Source organism: Phycisphaeraceae bacterium (assembly GCA_015709595.1).
Lineage (GTDB): Bacteria > Planctomycetota > Phycisphaerae > Phycisphaerales > SM1A02 > CAADGA01.
Map to the genome: position 1 here is coordinate 1,225,220 of CP054178.1, position 17,699 is coordinate 1,242,918.

Consider the following 17,699-nt stretch of genomic DNA (forward strand, 5'->3'; position numbering starts at 1 on the left):
GCGGATGCCGCGCGATGTCCGGAGTGCGGTGTGTCGATGCCGCTCAGCGCACGAAGATCGTCACCCGGTCGATGAACGTCTCGAACGTGAAGGCGAACACCGGCACGACCACGCGGTGGGTGACGCGCAGTTCAATCTCCGTACTGGCGTGCTCGCGCACGTAGCTGGCCGCGTCCACGCCGGTCTTCTCGTGCGTGAAGTCGGCGTTGCCGACGGCGAACTCATCGATGGGGTCGAACTGCGTGGTGCCCCAGTTGCGCAGGGCGAGGCGGCAGAGGCCCCCCGCCGCGTGGCTCACGCGGGTCTCGATGAGCACGTCCAGCCCGGTGGGGGCCGCCACGTCGGTGCGGGCCCGCACGTCGATGATCATCGAGTGCAGGTCGGCGAAGGACTGGCCGTAACCGGATTTCACATGCAGGTGCTGGTCATCGGATTCGAGCAGGTCATTCAGCCCGCCGGCGATCAGGTCGCCGCGCACCACCTGGAACCCGGTGAGTTCGGCAGGCGTGCGGAAGAGCGCGGCGGCGGCGAGGACCGCCTCGTAGGCGTCCACCCGGCCCGCGCCGGAGTCGTTGTCGCGCCCGGTCGCGCCCAGGTCGATGGCGGTGTCCTGCAGAAGCTGCTTGACCTGCCAGTGATCGAGGTTGGGGTTGGCTTCGAGCATCAGCGCGATGGCGCCGGCCACGTGGGGCGTGGCCATCGACGTGCCGCTCTTGGTCGAGTAGCCCGAGCAGTTGTTGCTGGTGGAGATGGTGTTGACGCCCGGGGCGGCGATGGTGGGCTTGAGCTTGCCCGGCGGGTGGGGGAAGTCGAAGTACGGATCGACGCTCTGCCACGTCACCGGCCCGCGGCTGGAGAAGGACGCCACCGCGTCGTTGCAGTCGGTGGCGCCCACGGTGATCATGTCGGGCACGTCGCCGGGCGTACGCACCGCATCGAACGGGCGGCAGCAGGCGCCCTCGTTGCCGGCGGCGTACACCACGATCACGCCCGCGGCCATGGCGTTCTCGCACAGCGACCGCCACACGGCGCGGTTGGGGTTCTGCGAGTGCGGCCAGCCCAGCGACGCGGTGAGGATGTCCGCCCCGTTGTCCACCCCGTACTGCATGCCGTTCCACACCGACTGCTGGCCGGAGAAACTGTTGAAGAACTTGATCGTCATGATAAGCGCATCCGGCGCCATGCCGGTGGTGGTGCCGTTGGTGCCGTCGCCCGCCACCGTGCCGGACACGTGGGTTCCGTGGCTGTTGGTGTCGGAGATGTTGGAGCTGCTGCCGTTGTTGTCGAAACTCCAGCCGTGAACGTCATCCACGAAGCCGTTGTTGTCATCGTCGATGTTGTTGTTGGGGATCTCGCCGGGATTGGTCCAGATCTGGTTGGCCAGGTCCGGATGGGTGATGCAGCAGCCGGTGTCGATGACGCCGACGACTACGCCCCGACCGGTGATGTTGAGGTCGCTCCAGACTTCGGGGGCGCGCATGAGCGCCACGCCGCACTCGATGGCCGAGTCGCCGCCGTCGCCTTCGTTACCGGCGGCCGGCTCGACGGGGAAGACCAGATCGCCGATGGGTGGGTCATGGAAGATCTCGGCCACACCGTCGAGTGACGCGGCCTGCAGGATGACCTCCTTCGTGGCCGTCACGCCCACCATGTTGTGAAGCCAGAGCGACGCGATGTAGTCGTTGGTGCGTCCGTTGGCCCGGGCCCGCTCCAGCAGGTCCAGCACCGGCCCCTGGGTGGCGTTGGCGGTCGCCTTGAGCAGCGCCTTGACGGCTTCCCGGCGTTCCTGCTTCACGGGATGGCGCGAGGCCATGTTGATCGCCTGACGGGAGGCCTGCTCGCGCATCACGATCACCACGGGAATGCGCTCATCCGGGGCGGCGAACTCGAGCACGCGGGGCAGGTCGCCGGAAAGCTTCTTCAGCGGGGCGTCGTCCGTCGCCGCGGCTGCCGGAAGGATTTCAGCCGCCGCGAAGTGAGTGGATGATGTCAGCGACAATCCGACCAGCAGCGCCGCGGCCCCCGTGACGGAGAGTGCGCGGCCGAATGACAGACACGAGCAACGCATGGGTTCGCCTCCTCAGGATTGTGCCCGCCCCACGCGGGATCGGTCCGCAGCCCTCGGCTTGCCCCGCCCGCCCCGGAGTCGTGCCGCCCCGTCGGGCTGAACGGTCAAGATACAGCGCCAAGCCGCGATTCGGAAGTCAAAATGATCCGATTGATCGGGGAGAGCGGCTTCCCGCCAGCGTCATCCGATCGGTCCGGATCAGCCAACCCGGCCATGACGCCGGGGGTATCATCAACCACCTGCTTCGAAACGGCCGATGTTGGCTGACGAACAGTTCCGTGGAGGACGCCCATGTTCAGCTTGAACTCGTCGAACCCCGCCATTCACAACGACGATGCCTTCAACCCCTACCAGTACCGGGATGAGGGGGCCGCCGCGGTCGCCCGGCCTGCCGTCGCGTCACTGCAGGGGGTGGTCAACAAGACCTCGCTGCTGGTGGCCATCGCGGTGGTTACCGGAGCGTTCGGCTACTGGCTGCTGAACCAGCTGGGCTGGGGCGTGATCATGATGTCCTGCCTGGTGGGGTTCATCACCACGATGGTGGCGTATTTCGTGATCGCCCGCAAGCCCGCCGCCGCCATGGTGCTCGGACCGATCTACGCGGCGGTGGAGGGCGTCTTCCTGGGCGCGCTGACCGCCGGGCTGGAGGCGATCCTGGCCGCCCAGATCGGCGCCACGGTCGCCGGGGGTCTCGCGCTGCAGGCGTTCATCGTGACCATCGGCATCACCTGCGCCATGCTGGCGCTGTATTCGCTGCGGATCATCCAGCCCACGCGGCGATTCACCGCCGTGGTGGCGACGCTCACGCTCGGTGCGGCACTGACCTATGGGCTGTCGTGGATTCTCTGGCTGTTCGGCGTGCAGCTGCCCTTCGTCACGCTGGGCAGCGCGATGGAAGGCGGCGCCCCCGCCCTCATCGGGCTGGGCATCAACGTCGTCTTTCTCATCATCGCCTCGCTGGGACTGATCATCGACTTCGGCGAGGTGGAGGAGCGCATCAACTCCGGCGCGCCCAAGGCGAGCGAGTGGTACTGCGCCTTCGCCCTGATGGTCACGCTGGCGTGGATCTACTACGAGGCGGTCAAGATCATCTTCCGCGTCGCGATGATGATGAACAATCGGAATTAGCCCGACGGAGCAGGGCATCGGGGATGACGGCGCCCCGGAGGCGTCAAAACCTCACCCTCTCTTCGTCGCGTTGTTCATTCGTCATCCCGTTGCACCGCCCGAGGGAGCCCCCATGGCTGCTCCGCCGCGTCTGAAGTGGACGCAGATCGACGCGGAACTGCGGGGGGAGCTGGAGGCGATCCTCCGGGCCGTCCGCGCGAAGCGCGATCCGGAGCGGTCGCTGTTCCACAACGACTCCGACGAGTTCATGCCGTTCGTCCTGCTGGCGATCATCGCGGCCGGCGTCGGGCTGATCGCCTGCAGTTACTTCCTGATCGTCGATGATGGTCTTTCGGGCATCGGCGACCTGCTTGGCTCGCTGTTGAGCGCTCCGATCTCGACAGTCCGCGCCTTGATCTCCAGCCACCCGTACGCCGCCGGATTGGTCGGGTCGCTGCTGGCGCTGATTCTGCTGGGTTGGATCTGGCTGCGTCATCACGGGCGGCGCGGCCTGGCCATCACGCGGTACGCACTGGTGATCCTGCGCGGGCCGCGCGTTCGGGTCATTCCGTACTGCGACGTGGCGTCCACAACCCTGTCCAGTCATGGTCGGCGCGGGTCGCGATTCACGGTGCTCAGAATCCTGTGGCGTGATGGACGGTCCACGGACCTCATCGCCACTCGAAACTGGGCAAACCTCGCGGTCGCGCGGATCGCCGAGGTGAACGACGCGGATGCCCGACAGGCGGACGCCGCGGGCTGAGCGCCGCTCACACGCCCGCCCGGGCGGTGAAGAACCGCCCGAACGTGCGGCGGAAGAACGAGTACCCCTGCTTGCGCGACCACCACAGCCGGTTCCCCAGGTAGCGGAACGGCCCGGAGAGAATCAGCCACCACGCACCGAGCAGGGCGCGGACGCCCATCCTCTCGGTTCTGTGCGGCAGGTCGGGGTAGAACGCTCGGATCAGCCGCCGCGAGATCATCAGGTCAAGCGCCTTGATCTCCGACTTCGACAGCCGATCGAGGTAGTAGTATCGGCGCGAGGTGTTGAGGCCCTTCGTGCCCGCGACCACGGTGTGCTGCTGCTCCGCGGGGTTGATGTGCGGCACGTCGAGAATCGCGGGATCGAAGGGTACGCCCACGAAGGCGCTCAGCGTCCGACCCACGGACGTCGGATCGGTCACCATCTCCTCGTACTTCACCAGCATCACACGATGAGGCATGGCGCTTGCCAGCGCCGAAGCAATCGACAATCCCCGGTTCCAGCTCACCGCCCAGCCGATGATGCGCTCGCGGTCGGGAAAACGCTTCTTCTTCGAGGCGCACACGTCGTAGGGGTTGCGAACCATGTAGACCAGCCGGGCATCCGGAATCGCCCGCAGGATCTCCCGCGCCATGAAGATGTACGAAGTGCCCTTCTGGCACCAGAACGACGCGCCGGCCTGCTCGGTGAGAAACCGCATCGCCTCCAGGTACAGTGCGAGCGCGTCCGCCTGCGGGTGATCCGCCGCCCAGCGCGGCAGGTATTCCGCCACCCGTGCCGCCAGATCGGGTTCCTCCACGCGCATGTTGCGGGCGATCCACTCGGCCCTGGGGGCCAGCGGCATCCGATCCAGCCGGGCCCGGTGCTCGAAGAAGATGCCCTCGTCCCGGATGGCGAAACATCCGGTCATGCGGCCCACGATCAGCGTCGTGACCGTGTTCCCGCAATGCTGTCGCCCCAGGATGAACACCGGCGCCGTGGGCAGCCGCCCCGACGTGAGGACCGGTGCAGACGGGGCGACGGGCTGGTCGAGGGCGGCCTCGGGCATGGCTGGGCTGCTGGGGCGAGTTGCGTGGGGGTTTTCTCCCATCGACCCGCCGGCTCATAGACTTGCGTCATCAACAACCGCCCCCACCACCAGCATATTCCCATAACTTGTTTCGGGGTACCGCCTTGCGAACCACAGGCCTGGCGGAGTCGTAACCCGTGGAGTCTCCGCTTCCCCAGGTCGATACCAGAAGTCCCATGCCACCCCAGCCACCCCAAGACCGGGGCACCTTTCTGGTCCTGAGCCAGGTCTACGTGCCTGACCCCGCCAGCGTGGGCCAGCACATGGCCGACGCCGCCGCCGAGATGGCCCGGCGAGGGTACCGGGTGCTCGTGTTCGCCTCGGCCCGCGGATTCGAGGATCCGTCAAAGAAGTACAAGTCGCGCGAGCGGATCGACGGGGTGGAAATCATCCGCTTTCCCCTCTCGTCGTTCGGCAAGCAGTCGATCGCCATGCGCCTCGTGGGCGGCATGATCTTCGTGCTTCAATGCGTGGTCGCGGGCGTGTTCGTGCATCGGCTCCGGGGCATTCTGGTGAGCACCTCGCCCCCCATGTGCCCGATCGGGGCGATTGTCATCGCGCTGCTGCGGCGCGTGCCGATCACCTATTGGGCCATGGACCTCAACCCCGACCAGATGATCGCCATGGGCTTGACGAAGCCGACATCGACGCCCGCGCGGGTCTTCGACTGGATGAACCGGCGCATCCTGAAACGCGCTGCGGCGGTGGTCGCGCTCGACCGCTTCATGGGCGAGCGGCTCGAGGCCAAGACGCCGGTGGGCGAGCGGATGGCCATCATGCCCCCCTGGCCCCACGAGGAAGTGGAAGAGCCGCTGAAGCACGAGGACAACCCATTCCGCGTCCAGCACGGGCTGGAGGGCAGGTTTGTCGTCATGTACAGCGGCAACCACAGCATCGTGCATCCCATCACCACGGTGCTGGAGGCGGCCAAGCGGCTGCGCGACGATGACCGCTTCGTCTTCATGTTCATCGGGGGCGGGCTGGCGAAGCGCGACGTGGAGCAAGCCATCGCCTCGGGCGTCGCCCCCAATGTGCGGTCGCTGCCCTACCAGCCGCTGGAGACGCTGCGCTACTCGTTGTCGGCGGCGGATGTCCACGTGGTCTCCGTGGGCGACAACATGGTGGGCATCGTGCATCCGTGCAAGATCTACGGGGCCATGGCGGTGGGGCGGCCGATCCTGCTCATCGGGCCTGACCCCTGCCACGCGTCGGACATCCTGCGGGACCACCCCGTGGGCTGGCACATCAAGCACGGCGACGTGGACGGCGCGGTCAAGGCCCTGCGCGAGATGGCGGACGCCGATCCCGCCGCGCTCGACGCGATGGGCCGGCGCGCGGCGAACCTGGTCGCCACCCGATTCAGCAAGCCCACGCTCATGGGGGCGTTCTGCGACACCATCGAGCGCACCATGCGCCGGGGCTCCACACATGCGACCGCGCCCGGCGAACACGCCGAACAGACGTGCGGGACCACCGGCTCACGACGCGCCCGGAAAGAGGCCGCATGACCGACGGCTCGCCGCCCATGCCGGCGCAGCACAGCCCGCACCCGGTGGGCAACCGGTTGGCGCGCGCCGTGTGGGGCTGCGCGTGGGCGGCGTTCTTCCGCACCTCGCCGCGCCCGCTCCACCGCTGGCGCAACTGGCTGCTGCGGCTGTTCGGCGCGTCGCTGCACCCGACCGCGCGGGTGTATCCCCGCGCCCGCGTGTGGCTGCCTCGCAATCTGACCATGGGACGCCACGCCTGCATCGCGGATGATGTGGATGTCTACTGCGTCGCGCCGATCACGGTGGGCGACTTCTCCACCGTGAGCCAGTACTCATACCTCTGTGCCGCGTCGCACGACTTTGACGATGTTCACCATCCTCTGACCACCGCGCCGATCGTCATCGGCCGCCGCTGCTGGATCGCGGCGGACGTCTTCGTCGCACCCGGCGTCATCATCGCCGACGGTGCGGTGGTGGGGGCGCGGTCGGGGGTCTTCTCCGACCTGCCCGCGTGGACCGTCTGCGCCGGAACGCCCGCCAGGCCGCTGCGACCCCGGAAAATCGGCCCGGCGGACTTCGGAGCATAGTTGAAGCACGCCCATGATCGACGTCATGATCATCGCGTACAACGAGGCCCTGAACCTGCCGCACTGCCTCAGGGCGCTGCAGGGGTGGACGCGGCGCGTGTTCGTGATCGACAGCGGCTCGACGGACGGCACGCCCGACATCGCGCAGTCGCTGGGCGCCGAGGTTGTTCATCACCCCTGGGAGGGTTACGCCCGGCAGAAGAACTGGGGATTGAAGAACCTGCCATTCGAGTCCCCGTGGATTCTGATCCTCGACGCCGACGAGGTCATCACGCCGCGGGTGCGCGACCGGCTGGTGGATATCGCCTCCAAGCCCGTCGATCACGTCCCGGAAAACGGCTTCTTCATCAACCGCATCACGTACTTCATGGGAAGCCCGATCCGGCACTGCGGGTTTTTTCCCAACTGGAACATGCGGTTCTTCAAGCGCGGCCTGGCCTCATACGAGGACCGGGCGGTGCATGAGCACATGGTCATCGCCGATCCGGTGGGGTACATCCGCGAGCCGATGATCCACGACGACCGACGCGGGCTTGAGCACTACATCGCCAAGCACAACCGGTACTCGACGCTGGAGGCCCGCGCCCTGTTCGAGGAGATCACGCGCGAGGAAGGGGCGCGCGACGAGGCCAACCTGGCGCGCGAGACGCGCCTGCGACGCTGGCTCAAGCGCAACGTCATGCCCAACCTGCCCTTCGCGGGCATGTGGCGCTTCGTCTACATGTACTTCTTCCGGCTGGGCGTGCTGGACGGCCGCGCGGGACTGGAGTTCTGCAAGTTCATCGCCATGTATGACTCGCTGGTTTCGCTGAAGCTGCGCGATCTGCGGCGTCAGGCGAAGCGGCGCGGCGCGGCGGGCACTGAGCTGGACGCCGCCCCCGTGCGCGGACTGGCGGTGGCGGAGGGGGCGATCGGCGCGACAAGCTCTCACCCCATCCCGCTCCCGGCGGGAGAGGGGGTGAAGAGCAGCCCTCACGCCGGTTCTTTCCGGGAAGAGGCGGCGGAACCAAGGGGGGACGCCGTCACCGACGCGCCCACGCAGATGCAGCCGGAAAGCAGCCCGTGGACGCTGAAGGAGAAGATCGGGCGCGGGTTGTGGATGGTCCTGGGTCGTCCGCTCTTCCGCATGACATTCCACAACTGGCACGGCTTCCGCGCCCTGATCCTGCGATGCTTCGGCGCCAGGATCGGCAAGGGCGTCGCCATCCGGCCCACGGTCAACATCGAGGTGCCGTGGATGATCGAACTCCGGGACGGCGCCACCGTGGGCGACTACGCCATCCTGTATTCGCTGGGCCAGATCACCGTGGGACGGCGAGCCATCATCAGCCAGTACGCCCATCTCTGCGCGGGCACGCACGATTACGCGGACCACACCTTCCGCCTGCTGCGCACGCCCATCACGATCGGCGACGACGTGTGGATCGGGGCGGACGCCTTCATCGGGCCCGGGGTCACCGTGGGCGACCTGAGCGTGGTCGGGGCCCGCTCCAGCGTGTACAAGTCCATCGGGCGGAAGCAGGTCTTCGTGGGCAACCCCGCCAAGCCCATCAAGGAGCGCGTGCTGCGATGACGGACCAGGCGCTCCCAACCGGACACACGCTCGGCCCGCCCACGCGCCGACGCTCGATGTTCATGCGCCTCTCGACCTGGGACCGGGTGCGTGTGCTGCTCTGGTCGATCGTGCGGCTGGCGCTCTTCCGCTTCTCGCCGCCGGTGTGCGGGTGGTGGAGACGGTGGCTGCTGCGCTGCTTCGGGGCGAAGGTCGGACGACGCGTCCGCATCGCCCCCAGCGTGCGCGTGGACTTTCCGTGGCGCCTGGAGATCGCCGACGACGTGGTCATCATGCATGGCGTGATCCTCAACTGCATCGGGTCGATCCGCATCGGCGCCGGCGCCCTGGTGAGCCAGTACGCCCACCTCTGCGCCGGCAGCCACGACTATGAGCGGGCGGACATGCCCATCGTGCCCCGGCCCATCGAAGTGGGGCGCGGGGTGTGGATCGCCGCCGACGCCTTCGTCGGACCCGGCGTCACCATCGGCGACGGGGCGCTGCTCGCCGCCCGCTCCAGCGCGTTCAAGCACCTTCCAGCGGGCATGGTGTGCATCGGCGAGCCGGCCAGACCCGTCAAGCCGCGCACCGCGACAACGTCGGGGGACGAGGTGCGGCCATGAACGCACTCCTCGAGTGGCTCAAGCCCTATGCCCGCGCCGTCAAGTACGCCCGGCTCTACCGCCGGGCGCGTCGGCAGGCGGAGCGCGATCGACCGGGGATGGCCGGGAGGCCGACCCCGCCGCTGGCCTTCATCTTCGCCTGCGGACGCAGCGGCACAACGGTTCTGGGGAAGATCTTCGCCGCCCATCCGGACGTGCGGTATCTCTTCGAGCCCTACCACAGTTGGGCCGCCATCGACCCGCGCACCGACATGCTGCAGCTCTACGTCGAGAGCGACGGACGCTGCCTGATGGACGCGGCGGACGTGAACGAGAACATTCGCACACGCTTCCGTCGCGTGATCCGCGAGGCCAACGCCGACCCCGGCGTCAAGCTCGTCATGGAGAAGACGCCCATCAACGCCCTTCGGCTGGGCTACCTGATGGAGCTCGCCCCGGATGCGAAGTTCATCCACATCGTGCGCGACGGCGTGGACGTGGCCCGCTCCATCGCGCGGCTGGCCACCGCGGGCGACTACCGCATCGCCGGAAAGGCGCTGGCCGGCAAGTGGTGGGGCGTGGGCGGATGCAAGTGGCGGTTTCTGGCGCGTGACGGCGCGGCGGCGGGCTACTACGCCGGGGAAGTCACCTCCCTCTCCCTCGACGACGAGTTCGCCAAGGGCGCGTACGAGTGGCTGCTCTCGCTGCACGAGGTGGACCGCCATCGCGCCATGCTCGGCGACCGGCTCTTCGAGTTCACCTACGAACGGCTGACGGAAGAGCCGGAAGCGACCCTGCGAGCTCTGTGCGCGCACGTCGGCATCGAGGCGCCGCAGCCGTGGCTCAACGAGTCGTGTGACCTGCTTGATGAAGCCCGCAGCAACCCGGGCAAGCCCGAATCGCTGCCGCCGCGCATGGCCGCAAGCTTCAACACGCTGCAGGAGCGATTCGGCTTCCATAACCGAGTGAAGCCGCGGCCCATCGGGACAGACGACTGAACAGGTTCGTCCACCATGCACATCGTTCACTTCATGTCGCGGCTGCGCCTGGCGGATGGAGGCGTGGTGCGCGCCGTGATCGACCTGGCCGCCGCGCTGGCGGGCAGCGGGCACGAGGTGACGGTGCTGACATGGGACGCCGCCGATGCGCCGGACTCGTGGAAGGGCGGCGTTCCGAACGTGCCACGTGTCATCACGCTGCCGCCTCCTGACGGATTGATGGGGTTCTATCGCCGCCGCTCGCCGGGGCTGTCGCGGGCGGAGGAGGTCATCCGCAACGCCGACGCCCTGCATCTTCATACCCCGTGGGATCGCGCGAACATGCAGTTGGCGAAGATCGCCAGTCGCCACGGCGTTCGCACCATCATCAGCATCCACGGCATGCTGGATGACTGGTCGATGGCGCAGAAGTCGCTCAAGAAGCGCCTGTTCCTGGCGCTCGGCGCGCGACGCATGCTGGAACGCGCCGACGCCGTCCACTGCACCGCGCAGGCGGAACTGGACCAGGCGCGCCGGTGGTTCCCGCGCGGACGGGGCGTGGTGGCTCCGCTCATCTTCGACCTGTCGGATTTCGTTGATGCCGCGGCGCGGCGGGCCCGACTGCGTGCGCCCGACAAGCATCTGGCGATCGAGCCCGCCAACACGTCACTCCCCGTCGTGCTGTTTCTCAGCCGTCTGCACTACAAGAAGCGCCCCGAGGTGCTGATTGACGCCGCCGCGCTGCTGCGCGACCGGGGGGTCAACTGCCGCGTCATCCTCGCGGGCACGGGTGAGCCGGCCTACGAGCAGGCCCTGCACGACCGCGTCACCTCGCTGCGGCTGGACGACCGCGTCTTTCTGGTCGGTCTGGTGGTCGGTCCGACCAAGGTCGCCCTGTACGCTCGCGCCGACGTGTACGCTCTCCCCACCAGCCAGGAGAACTTCGGATTTGTCTTCTTCGAGGCGCTGGCGGCGGGCACGCCCATCGTCACCACGCGCGGCACCGATACCTGGCGCGAACTGGAGCAGAGCGGCGGGGCGATCATCGCCGAGCCGACCGCCCAGGCGTTCGCCGACGCCATCGCCTCGCTGCTCGCCGATCGGGCGCGGGCGCGCTCGATGGGCGAGACGGGCCGGACGTGGGTGTTTCGTACGTTTGACGCGGCGGGCATCGCTGGACAATACGAAGCGATATATCAAGGTGGAGCGCCGGTTGAGAATGCTCCATCCGCTGCGGCCGGGCCGTAAAGACTGATACGGCGTTCTCTCTGAGTCCGCCTCAAGCCGACTCTATCATCTGTCCCGACGTTCATGGATGCACTCCTTCGTGACTGATTCCGGCCGCCAACCCGCATGCTCCGCAGCCGCGCCGGGGGGCGTCGCCTTCGACCGGCCAATTGTCATTGTCGGCGCTCCGCGCTCCGGCACCACCATGCTGGGACGGCTGTTCATGGCGCATCGGCAGGTCTGCTTCCTCGACGAATGGCGGCTGACGTGGAAGTTCGGCAACGACCGCCGCAGCGACCTGCTCAAGCCCGAGCACGCCACGCCGCGCGTGATCGCGCACATTCGCGCCCGCTTCGCCGCTGAGGTGTCTCGCCGGGGCAGATCGCGCCTGGTCGAGAAGACGCCCAGCAACGCGCTGCGCCTTCCCTTCGTCGATCGCGTGCTGCCCGAGGGCCGGTACATCCACATCATCCGCAACGGGTACGACTCGGTGCGCTCGATCCGCCGCTTCTGGGAGGGCAAGGCCCACGGCGTCACGGGGCTGGCGGAGGGCCGCGTGTCGCAGCGGATGAGCGAGGTCGGCCTGCTCCGGCTGCCGTGGTACGGCAAGGAGATCGCCCGCCGCCTGCTGCCGGCGCCGCTCGGCCGCGCCCTGCTGGGACGGGCCGAGTGGGGCCCGCGCCTGCCCGGCATGGGGCGCATGCTGCGCGACATGCACATCGTCGAGGTCTGCGCCCTGCAGTGGCGCGCCTGCGTGGAACTGGCGTGCGACTTCGGACGATCGCTGCCCCCCCACCGCTATCTTGAACTGCGGCTCGACCAGATGGACCGCGCCGCCCTCTCGCGCCTGCTCACCTTCTGCGAACTGGATGAGGATGAAGGCGTGCGCGACTTCTTCGACAACCGCTACAGCGTGCATCAGGCGAAGGCCGACCAAGAGCCCGCGGACCCGGCGGAGCTGGCCATGATCCGCGCGTGGATCGCGCCGACCATGCGCTGGCTGGGGTTCGACGATGAGGCGACGGAAATGGGTGGTGTCCGGCGCGATCGCGCGGGGAGAACGCCATGACCCTGCCTCACTTTCTGATCATCGGCGCCATGAAGGCGGGCACCACCACCTTCTATCACGACCTGCTCTCGCATCCCGGCATCTTCATGCCCGCCGACAAAGAGCCGCACGCCCTCACGCGCGACGCCGTGCTCACCGATGAAGGCCGCGCCGCGTACGCCGCCCTCTTTGCGCCCGCCACGCCCGACCAGAAGTGCGGCGAGGCGTCCACCGGCTACACCAAGCTGCCGGACTATCCCGGCGTGCCCCATCGCGCGAAGGCCGTGCTGGGGCCGGGTGTCAAACTCATCTACCTGATGCGCGAGCCGGTGGCCCGCATCATCAGTCACAACCATCACCGCTTCACCGCCGGCATCTTCAAGCAGGGTGACATCGCCCGCAACCTGCGCGAACACCCCGAGTTGCTCAACTGGTCGCGCTACGCCATGCAGGCCCGCGCATGGATCGACGAGTTCGGGCGCGACGCGCTCCTGCTCATCCGGTTCGAGGACTACGTGTCCGACCGTCGTGCGTGGATCGCGCGGGCGCAGCGGTTCATCGGCGTTGAACCGCGCCCCGACCTGGTGAACGTGGACGTGTACTACAACCAGAGTGAAGGCAAACCGGTGATGACCGACGCCTGGCGCGCGGTGCGCAAGTACTCCGGCTACCGCCGCTTCCTGCGTCCGCTGCTGCCGTCATCCATCAAGCAGCGCCTTCGCTCCATGGTGCTGCCCAAGGCGCCGCCCCGACCCGACCCCCCGAACGCCGAAACGGTGGCGTGGATCATCGACCAACTGCGCGAAGACCTCGCCGAACTGCGGCGACTGATGGGGCTGGACGCACCGGTGTGGGACATGAACGCCGTGGCGGCCAGAGCGCCGCGGGAGCCCCGGGAACCCGCGTGATTACCAGGAGGCGGGTGTGTCCGAAATGTAAACGCCCTGCACGGTGTCCTTGTCACAGGTTTCCTTCCTTGGGGGGGTATCATCAACCATCCGCGAGGGTTTCACCATGACAACTCGTCTCCTCTCTACGGCTGTTCTGACGGGGCTGCTGCTCGGCGCGGGCGGGTGCCAGTCCACCGATCCCGGTCCACGCCCGGGGCTGGCCGACCCCGTGCCCGCGCCGTACAACAACCCGGACATTTCGGTGGTGGATGAGGACTTGCGACAGTGGTTGGGGTTCCAGCCGGCGGTTCGCGTCCGCACGCCGGGGCGTCCTATGCACGTCGAGGTGCCCGTGCGCAACCTGGCCGATCAGACCTATCTGATCGAGTACCGCTACCTGTTCTTCGACGCCAACGGCGTGCAACAGCAACCCGAGATGGGCTGGCGATTCGCGGCCATCGACGCCAAGCAGACGATCAACCTGGTGGGTCAGGCGCTGGATGCGAACGCGCAGACGTACCGGCTGCAGGTGCGGTGGTCGCGGTAAGGGCGGACGTTCGGAGCACGTTTCGGGTTCCCAGCATGGTGAGCCGAGTCCGTCACACCCGCCTGAGGGTGCGGAGTGTCTTGACGCCTCGATGCCTTGATGTCTCGATGCCCTCTCAGTCCGCTCCTACACTCGGCCCATGACCACCATCGGGCATGATGCGCCATTGATGCTCTCCGTGTCGGGGGCGCGCGGGATTGTCGGAAGGACCATGACGCCCGACGTGGCGCGGCGGTTCGCCCGGTGCTTCGGGGCGGTGCTCATCGAGACCTGTGGAACGTCCTCGCCCCTGGTGGTGATGGGGCGCGACAGCCGCCCGTCCGGCGCGGAGCTTGCCGCCGCCGCCGCCTCGGGACTCGTCGAAGCGGGCTGCCGCGTGGTCGATCTGGGCATCGTGATGACGCCCACCGCGGGCGTGATGATCGACGAGCTCAACGCAGACGGCGGCATGGTCGTCACCGCGTCGCACAACCCCGGACAGTGGAACGGGCTGAAGTGCCTGAACGCCGACGGCGTGGCGCCGCCCGCAGTGGAGGCGGCGCGACTCATCCATCGGTTCAAGGCGATGCCGGCGGCGCCGCCATCGGGACCGTGCGAAATCGCCCCGCCCATCGCACGCCACGATGGGGCGGCGGCGCGGCACGTCGCACGTGTGCTCGACCTGCTCGGCGAGGCGTCGATTCACGCGATCCGACGCCGCGCCTTCCGCGTGGTTGTTGATTCCGTCCGCGGCGCGGGCGGACCAGCCGCGGCCATGCTGCTCCGGGAACTCGGCTGCGCCGTGATCCACCTGTACGGCGAACCGACCGGCGACTTTCCCCACGCGCCCGAACCGCTGGAGGAGAACCTGCGTGAACTCGCCGCGACGGTGAACCGCGAACACGCGGACATCGGCTTCGCCCAGGATCCCGACGCCGATCGGCTGGCGATCATCGACGAAACAGGCCGCTACATCGGCGAGGAGTACACGCTGGCGCTGTGCGCCAGGCGCGTACTGGAGCGATTCGCAGCTGACCCCTCCTTCGCCCACGGCTCCGGCGAGGGAGCGGTGGATGATTCGAAACACGTCCTGGTTCTCGCCGCCAACATGTCCACCAGCCGCATGATCGACGACATCGCGGCGTCCTTCCCCGGTCTGCACGTGAGCGTGCTGCGCACCGCTGTTGGAGAGGCGAACGTGGTCGCCGCGATGAAGCCGCACGGCGACCGGGCCGTGCTGGGGGGCGAAGGCAACGGCGGCGTCATCGTGCCCCGCGTCTGCTGGGTGCGCGATTCACTCTCGAGCATGGCGCTGGTGCTGGACCTGCTGGCGGGGTGCGGCGGCAAGGAGAATGGCGGCGCTGGCGTCAGCGGCGCTGGCGTCCCGCCTGTGTCCTCCCTCACCCTGTCATCCATCGTCGCCTCGCTGCCGCGCTACGAGATGATCAAGCGCAAGTTCGATCTGGCGTCCGTGGGCGGCTCGGCGGCTGTCGGCCCGGCGCTGACCCGCGTGCGCGAGGCGTTTCACGGCGAGCGGTTCAACGACACGGACGGCGTGCGCCTCGACTTCGACGACGGCTGGATCCACCTGCGCCCGAGCAACACGGAGCCGATCATCCGCCTGATCGCGGAGGCGACCACACACGCGCGCGCCGAGGAGTTGATCGAATCCGTGCGCGCCGCCGCGCATCTGTGACCGGGTTGAGCGGCCGCCGCGTTCATGACGGAAGGCCGCGTCTGCGTTGTTCACCTGCGTTGTTCACCCCAGCGCCCGCAGCCGCACCGCCGACATCGTCACCTCTTCCGCCGTCGGGGGATCAGCCAGATCGATCGACACCACCGCCGCCTGTTCGTGGTCGCTGTTGAGGCGGATGACCTGCCCGCCTCGCATCTCGCAGCCGGTTTCAACGTGCTCGTGGCCCAGCAGAAAGAGCCGCACATTCCACGCTTTCGCGAGCGTCGTCACCTGCTCCGGGGTCTGCCCGCGACCCCAGGTCATCAGGTACGCGCTGCCGGTGTTCGTCGCGTAGTCGGCATCGGTCAGTTCACGATCGAGGATGCCGACATCGAATCGGTCGAGCATTCTCGCCGCGGGGATTGAATGGGCGCAGAGCACGCCCGAATCGCTCCGCACCGCGAGCGGCAGGGCGCGGATGAAACCGCCGATCGCCTGCGCCACATCCTCCCAGCGGCTGTCGAAGACGTATTCCAGCCCCGCGTTGAACAGATCCACGCTGTTGCCCGCGCCCTTGCTGACGCCCTTGCCGGTCATCTGCGAAAGTTCGTGGTTGGCCAGCACGGGGTGAACCTGGCCGGGGCGGCCCAGCACCAGGTCCGCGACGCGCAGGAGCATGCGGTGCGAAAGATCGACGCCGTTGATCAGGTGCTCGCCGTGGATGAGTTCGTGCAGCACGACGTGGTGATCGGCGTCGTGTTCGAGCCGCGCCAGCCGCAGAATGATGCCCAGATGCACCGGGTTGTCATGCAGGTCGCCAGTGGCCAGCAGCCGCCCGCGGGCGGGCAGCCGCACGCACGAGCCGCGCCGCAGCGGGCTGTGCCGCAGCGCGGCGGCGGCGCGGGCGAGCAGGTCGATCGCCGCGTCGGCGTCGCGCATGTCCAGGGCGGAGATCACGCCACGGCCCCGACATCCGCCGGGTCGGCCCATCGCGCGGCCAGCGCCTCGAAGACCATCTTCAGGTTGACGTTGGCGTTGAGCGCGCGATCGGCGTCGCGCACCAGGTCAATCACGCGCAGCCAGTGGTCGGGCGGCTCGCCGTGGTCGAGCGCCGCGTGCAGCCCCTGGCGGGCATGGAACGCCAGCAGCATGAACACACGCTCTGCGCCGGACTTGTTGGCGGCGTCCTTGCTGGGGTTCTCGTGCTTCTGCTTCTTCACCCACGCGGTGGCGTAGGCATCCACGAAGCCCGCCAGCATTTCGCCCGCGTCCGACGGGAAGCTCCCGCGATCAAGTTCGCGCAGTACGGGCGAGAGCGTGCTCCACCACTCGAACAGGCCGTCCTCCACCGCCAGCGTGACCAGCCCGGGCGAGCCGTCGGCGAAGCGTTCCAGCCATGCGCGATGGTCGGCGTTCACCGCAAGGCCGGCGCGCTCGAACCACGTCCGCATCGCGACGGGATCGAGCGGGGAAAACGCCACGCGCTGGCAGCGGCTGCGGATGGTGGGCAGCAGATCGCTCTCCTGCGTGGTGAGCAGGATGATGTACGTGCCGGGCGGCGGCTCCTCCAGAGTCTTCAGCAGCGCGTTCTGACCGTACTGATCGAGCAGTTCCGCCTCCTCGATGATGAACACCTTGCCGCGTCCCATCCGCGCGGTGGAGAAGGCCCGCGAAGGCACGTGCGTCTCGCCCACGAATCCGCCGATCATGAACTCGCGCAGCACATCGAAGGGGATGTTCGTGAGTTTTCGGCTTCTCACCTCGCTGTTCGATGAGAACAGCGCCAGTTCCTTGCGGATGATGTGCAGGTCGGGATGGGCGTCGCGCGCCACGAGCTGGGCGACGCGGCCTTCGGGATCGGAGCGGAGATGCCCGTCCGCATCCGACCGCGCGTCGGGGTCGAGCAGGATCGCGGCGAAGGCGCGGGCGGTGGTGAACTTTCCCACGCCGCGCGGGCCGTGGAAGATCCACGCGTGATGCACGCGCCCGCTGTCCAACGCGCTTTGCAGCGTGCGAATGGCGTGAGGTTGGCCGAGGATTCGGTCCATGCGGCAACTGTAGGGAGAGTCCAGCGGCACAGGCGTCCCGCCTGTGACAGAGAGCGGTGGCGCGGGCAGGGAC

General features: G+C 68.0%; 16 protein-coding genes. 12 read left to right on the plus strand and 4 right to left on the minus strand.

Features of this window, described 5'->3' with window-relative positions; translation table 11 throughout:
* Positions 1-43: 43 nt before the first annotated feature.
* Positions 44-2,068, minus strand: a complete 2,025-nt coding sequence (locus HRU76_05145; GenBank protein QOJ17005.1) for a S8 family serine peptidase — start codon at positions 2,066-2,068, stop codon at positions 44-46.
* A 291-nt stretch (positions 2,069-2,359) separates the two neighbouring features.
* Between HRU76_05145 and HRU76_05150 the strand changes: the two genes are divergently transcribed.
* Together HRU76_05150 and HRU76_05155 are read left to right on the plus strand one after the other, a co-directional pair.
* Complete coding sequence (locus tag HRU76_05150) at positions 2,360-3,196, plus strand: Bax inhibitor-1/YccA family protein (protein QOJ17006.1); 837 nt, start codon at positions 2,360-2,362, stop codon at positions 3,194-3,196.
* Positions 3,197-3,308: 112 nt separating this feature from the next.
* A complete protein-coding gene (locus HRU76_05155) occupies positions 3,309-3,938 on the plus strand; it encodes a hypothetical protein (GenBank protein QOJ17007.1) in 630 nt (209 codons plus the stop codon).
* A gap of 7 nt (positions 3,939-3,945) precedes the next feature.
* Here the strand turns inward: HRU76_05155 and HRU76_05160 are convergent, their stop codons facing one another.
* Positions 3,946-4,986 (minus strand): sulfotransferase, encoded by a 1,041-nt coding sequence (locus tag HRU76_05160; GenBank protein QOJ17008.1) that lies wholly within the window; start codon positions 4,984-4,986, stop codon positions 3,946-3,948.
* 197 nt (positions 4,987-5,183) lie between these two features.
* On the opposite strand from HRU76_05160, the gene HRU76_05165 reads away from it, so the two are divergent.
* The 10 genes from HRU76_05165 (at position 5,184) to HRU76_05210 (ending at position 15,599) form a co-directional block, all read left to right on the plus strand.
* Complete coding sequence (locus HRU76_05165) at positions 5,184-6,515, plus strand: glycosyltransferase family 4 protein (GenBank protein ID QOJ17009.1); 1,332 nt, start codon at positions 5,184-5,186, stop codon at positions 6,513-6,515.
* A gap of 17 nt (positions 6,516-6,532) precedes the next feature.
* A complete protein-coding gene (locus HRU76_05170) occupies positions 6,533-7,081 on the plus strand; it encodes a putative colanic acid biosynthesis acetyltransferase (protein QOJ19102.1) in 549 nt (182 codons plus the stop codon).
* Between the two features lie 13 nt (positions 7,082-7,094).
* Positions 7,095-8,654 carry a colanic acid biosynthesis acetyltransferase WcaF gene (gene wcaF / locus HRU76_05175; GenBank protein QOJ17010.1) on the plus strand — a complete coding sequence of 520 codons (1,560 nt, stop codon included), beginning with the start codon at positions 7,095-7,097 and terminating at the stop codon, positions 8,652-8,654.
* Complete coding sequence (gene wcaF, locus HRU76_05180; protein ID QOJ17011.1) at positions 8,651-9,256, plus strand: colanic acid biosynthesis acetyltransferase WcaF; 606 nt, start codon at positions 8,651-8,653, stop codon at positions 9,254-9,256. Before wcaF (HRU76_05175) ends, wcaF (HRU76_05180) begins: the two co-directional genes overlap by 4 nt.
* Entirely contained in the window at positions 9,253-10,233 is a 981-nt protein-coding gene (locus HRU76_05185) for a sulfotransferase (protein ID QOJ17012.1), read from the plus strand. Before wcaF (HRU76_05180) ends, HRU76_05185 begins: the two co-directional genes overlap by 4 nt.
* Before the next feature lie 15 nt (positions 10,234-10,248).
* Positions 10,249-11,460: a glycosyltransferase gene (locus HRU76_05190; GenBank protein QOJ17013.1), complete on the plus strand. Its 1,212-nt coding sequence runs from the start codon at positions 10,249-10,251 to the stop codon at positions 11,458-11,460.
* A gap of 79 nt (positions 11,461-11,539) precedes the next feature.
* Complete coding sequence (locus HRU76_05195) at positions 11,540-12,508, plus strand: sulfotransferase (GenBank protein QOJ17014.1); 969 nt, start codon at positions 11,540-11,542, stop codon at positions 12,506-12,508.
* A complete protein-coding gene (locus HRU76_05200; GenBank protein ID QOJ17015.1) occupies positions 12,505-13,395 on the plus strand; it encodes a sulfotransferase in 891 nt (296 codons plus the stop codon). The genes HRU76_05195 and HRU76_05200 overlap by 4 nt, the downstream gene beginning before the upstream one ends.
* Before the next feature lie 106 nt (positions 13,396-13,501).
* Positions 13,502-13,924, plus strand: a complete 423-nt coding sequence (locus tag HRU76_05205; protein ID QOJ17016.1) for a DUF1425 domain-containing protein — start codon at positions 13,502-13,504, stop codon at positions 13,922-13,924.
* A gap of 139 nt (positions 13,925-14,063) precedes the next feature.
* Entirely contained in the window at positions 14,064-15,599 is a 1,536-nt protein-coding gene (locus HRU76_05210; protein ID QOJ17017.1) for a phosphoglucosamine mutase, read from the plus strand.
* Positions 15,600-15,662: 63 nt separating this feature from the next.
* On the opposite strand, the gene HRU76_05215 is transcribed toward HRU76_05210, so the two are convergent.
* Together HRU76_05215 and HRU76_05220 are read right to left on the minus strand one after the other, a co-directional pair.
* Positions 15,663-16,535 (minus strand): metallophosphoesterase, encoded by an 873-nt coding sequence (locus tag HRU76_05215; GenBank protein QOJ17018.1) that lies wholly within the window; start codon positions 16,533-16,535, stop codon positions 15,663-15,665.
* Positions 16,532-17,626 (minus strand): AAA family ATPase, encoded by a 1,095-nt coding sequence (locus HRU76_05220; protein QOJ17019.1) that lies wholly within the window; start codon positions 17,624-17,626, stop codon positions 16,532-16,534. Before HRU76_05220 ends, HRU76_05215 begins: the two co-directional genes overlap by 4 nt.
* Between the last annotated feature and the right edge of the window lie 73 nt (positions 17,627-17,699).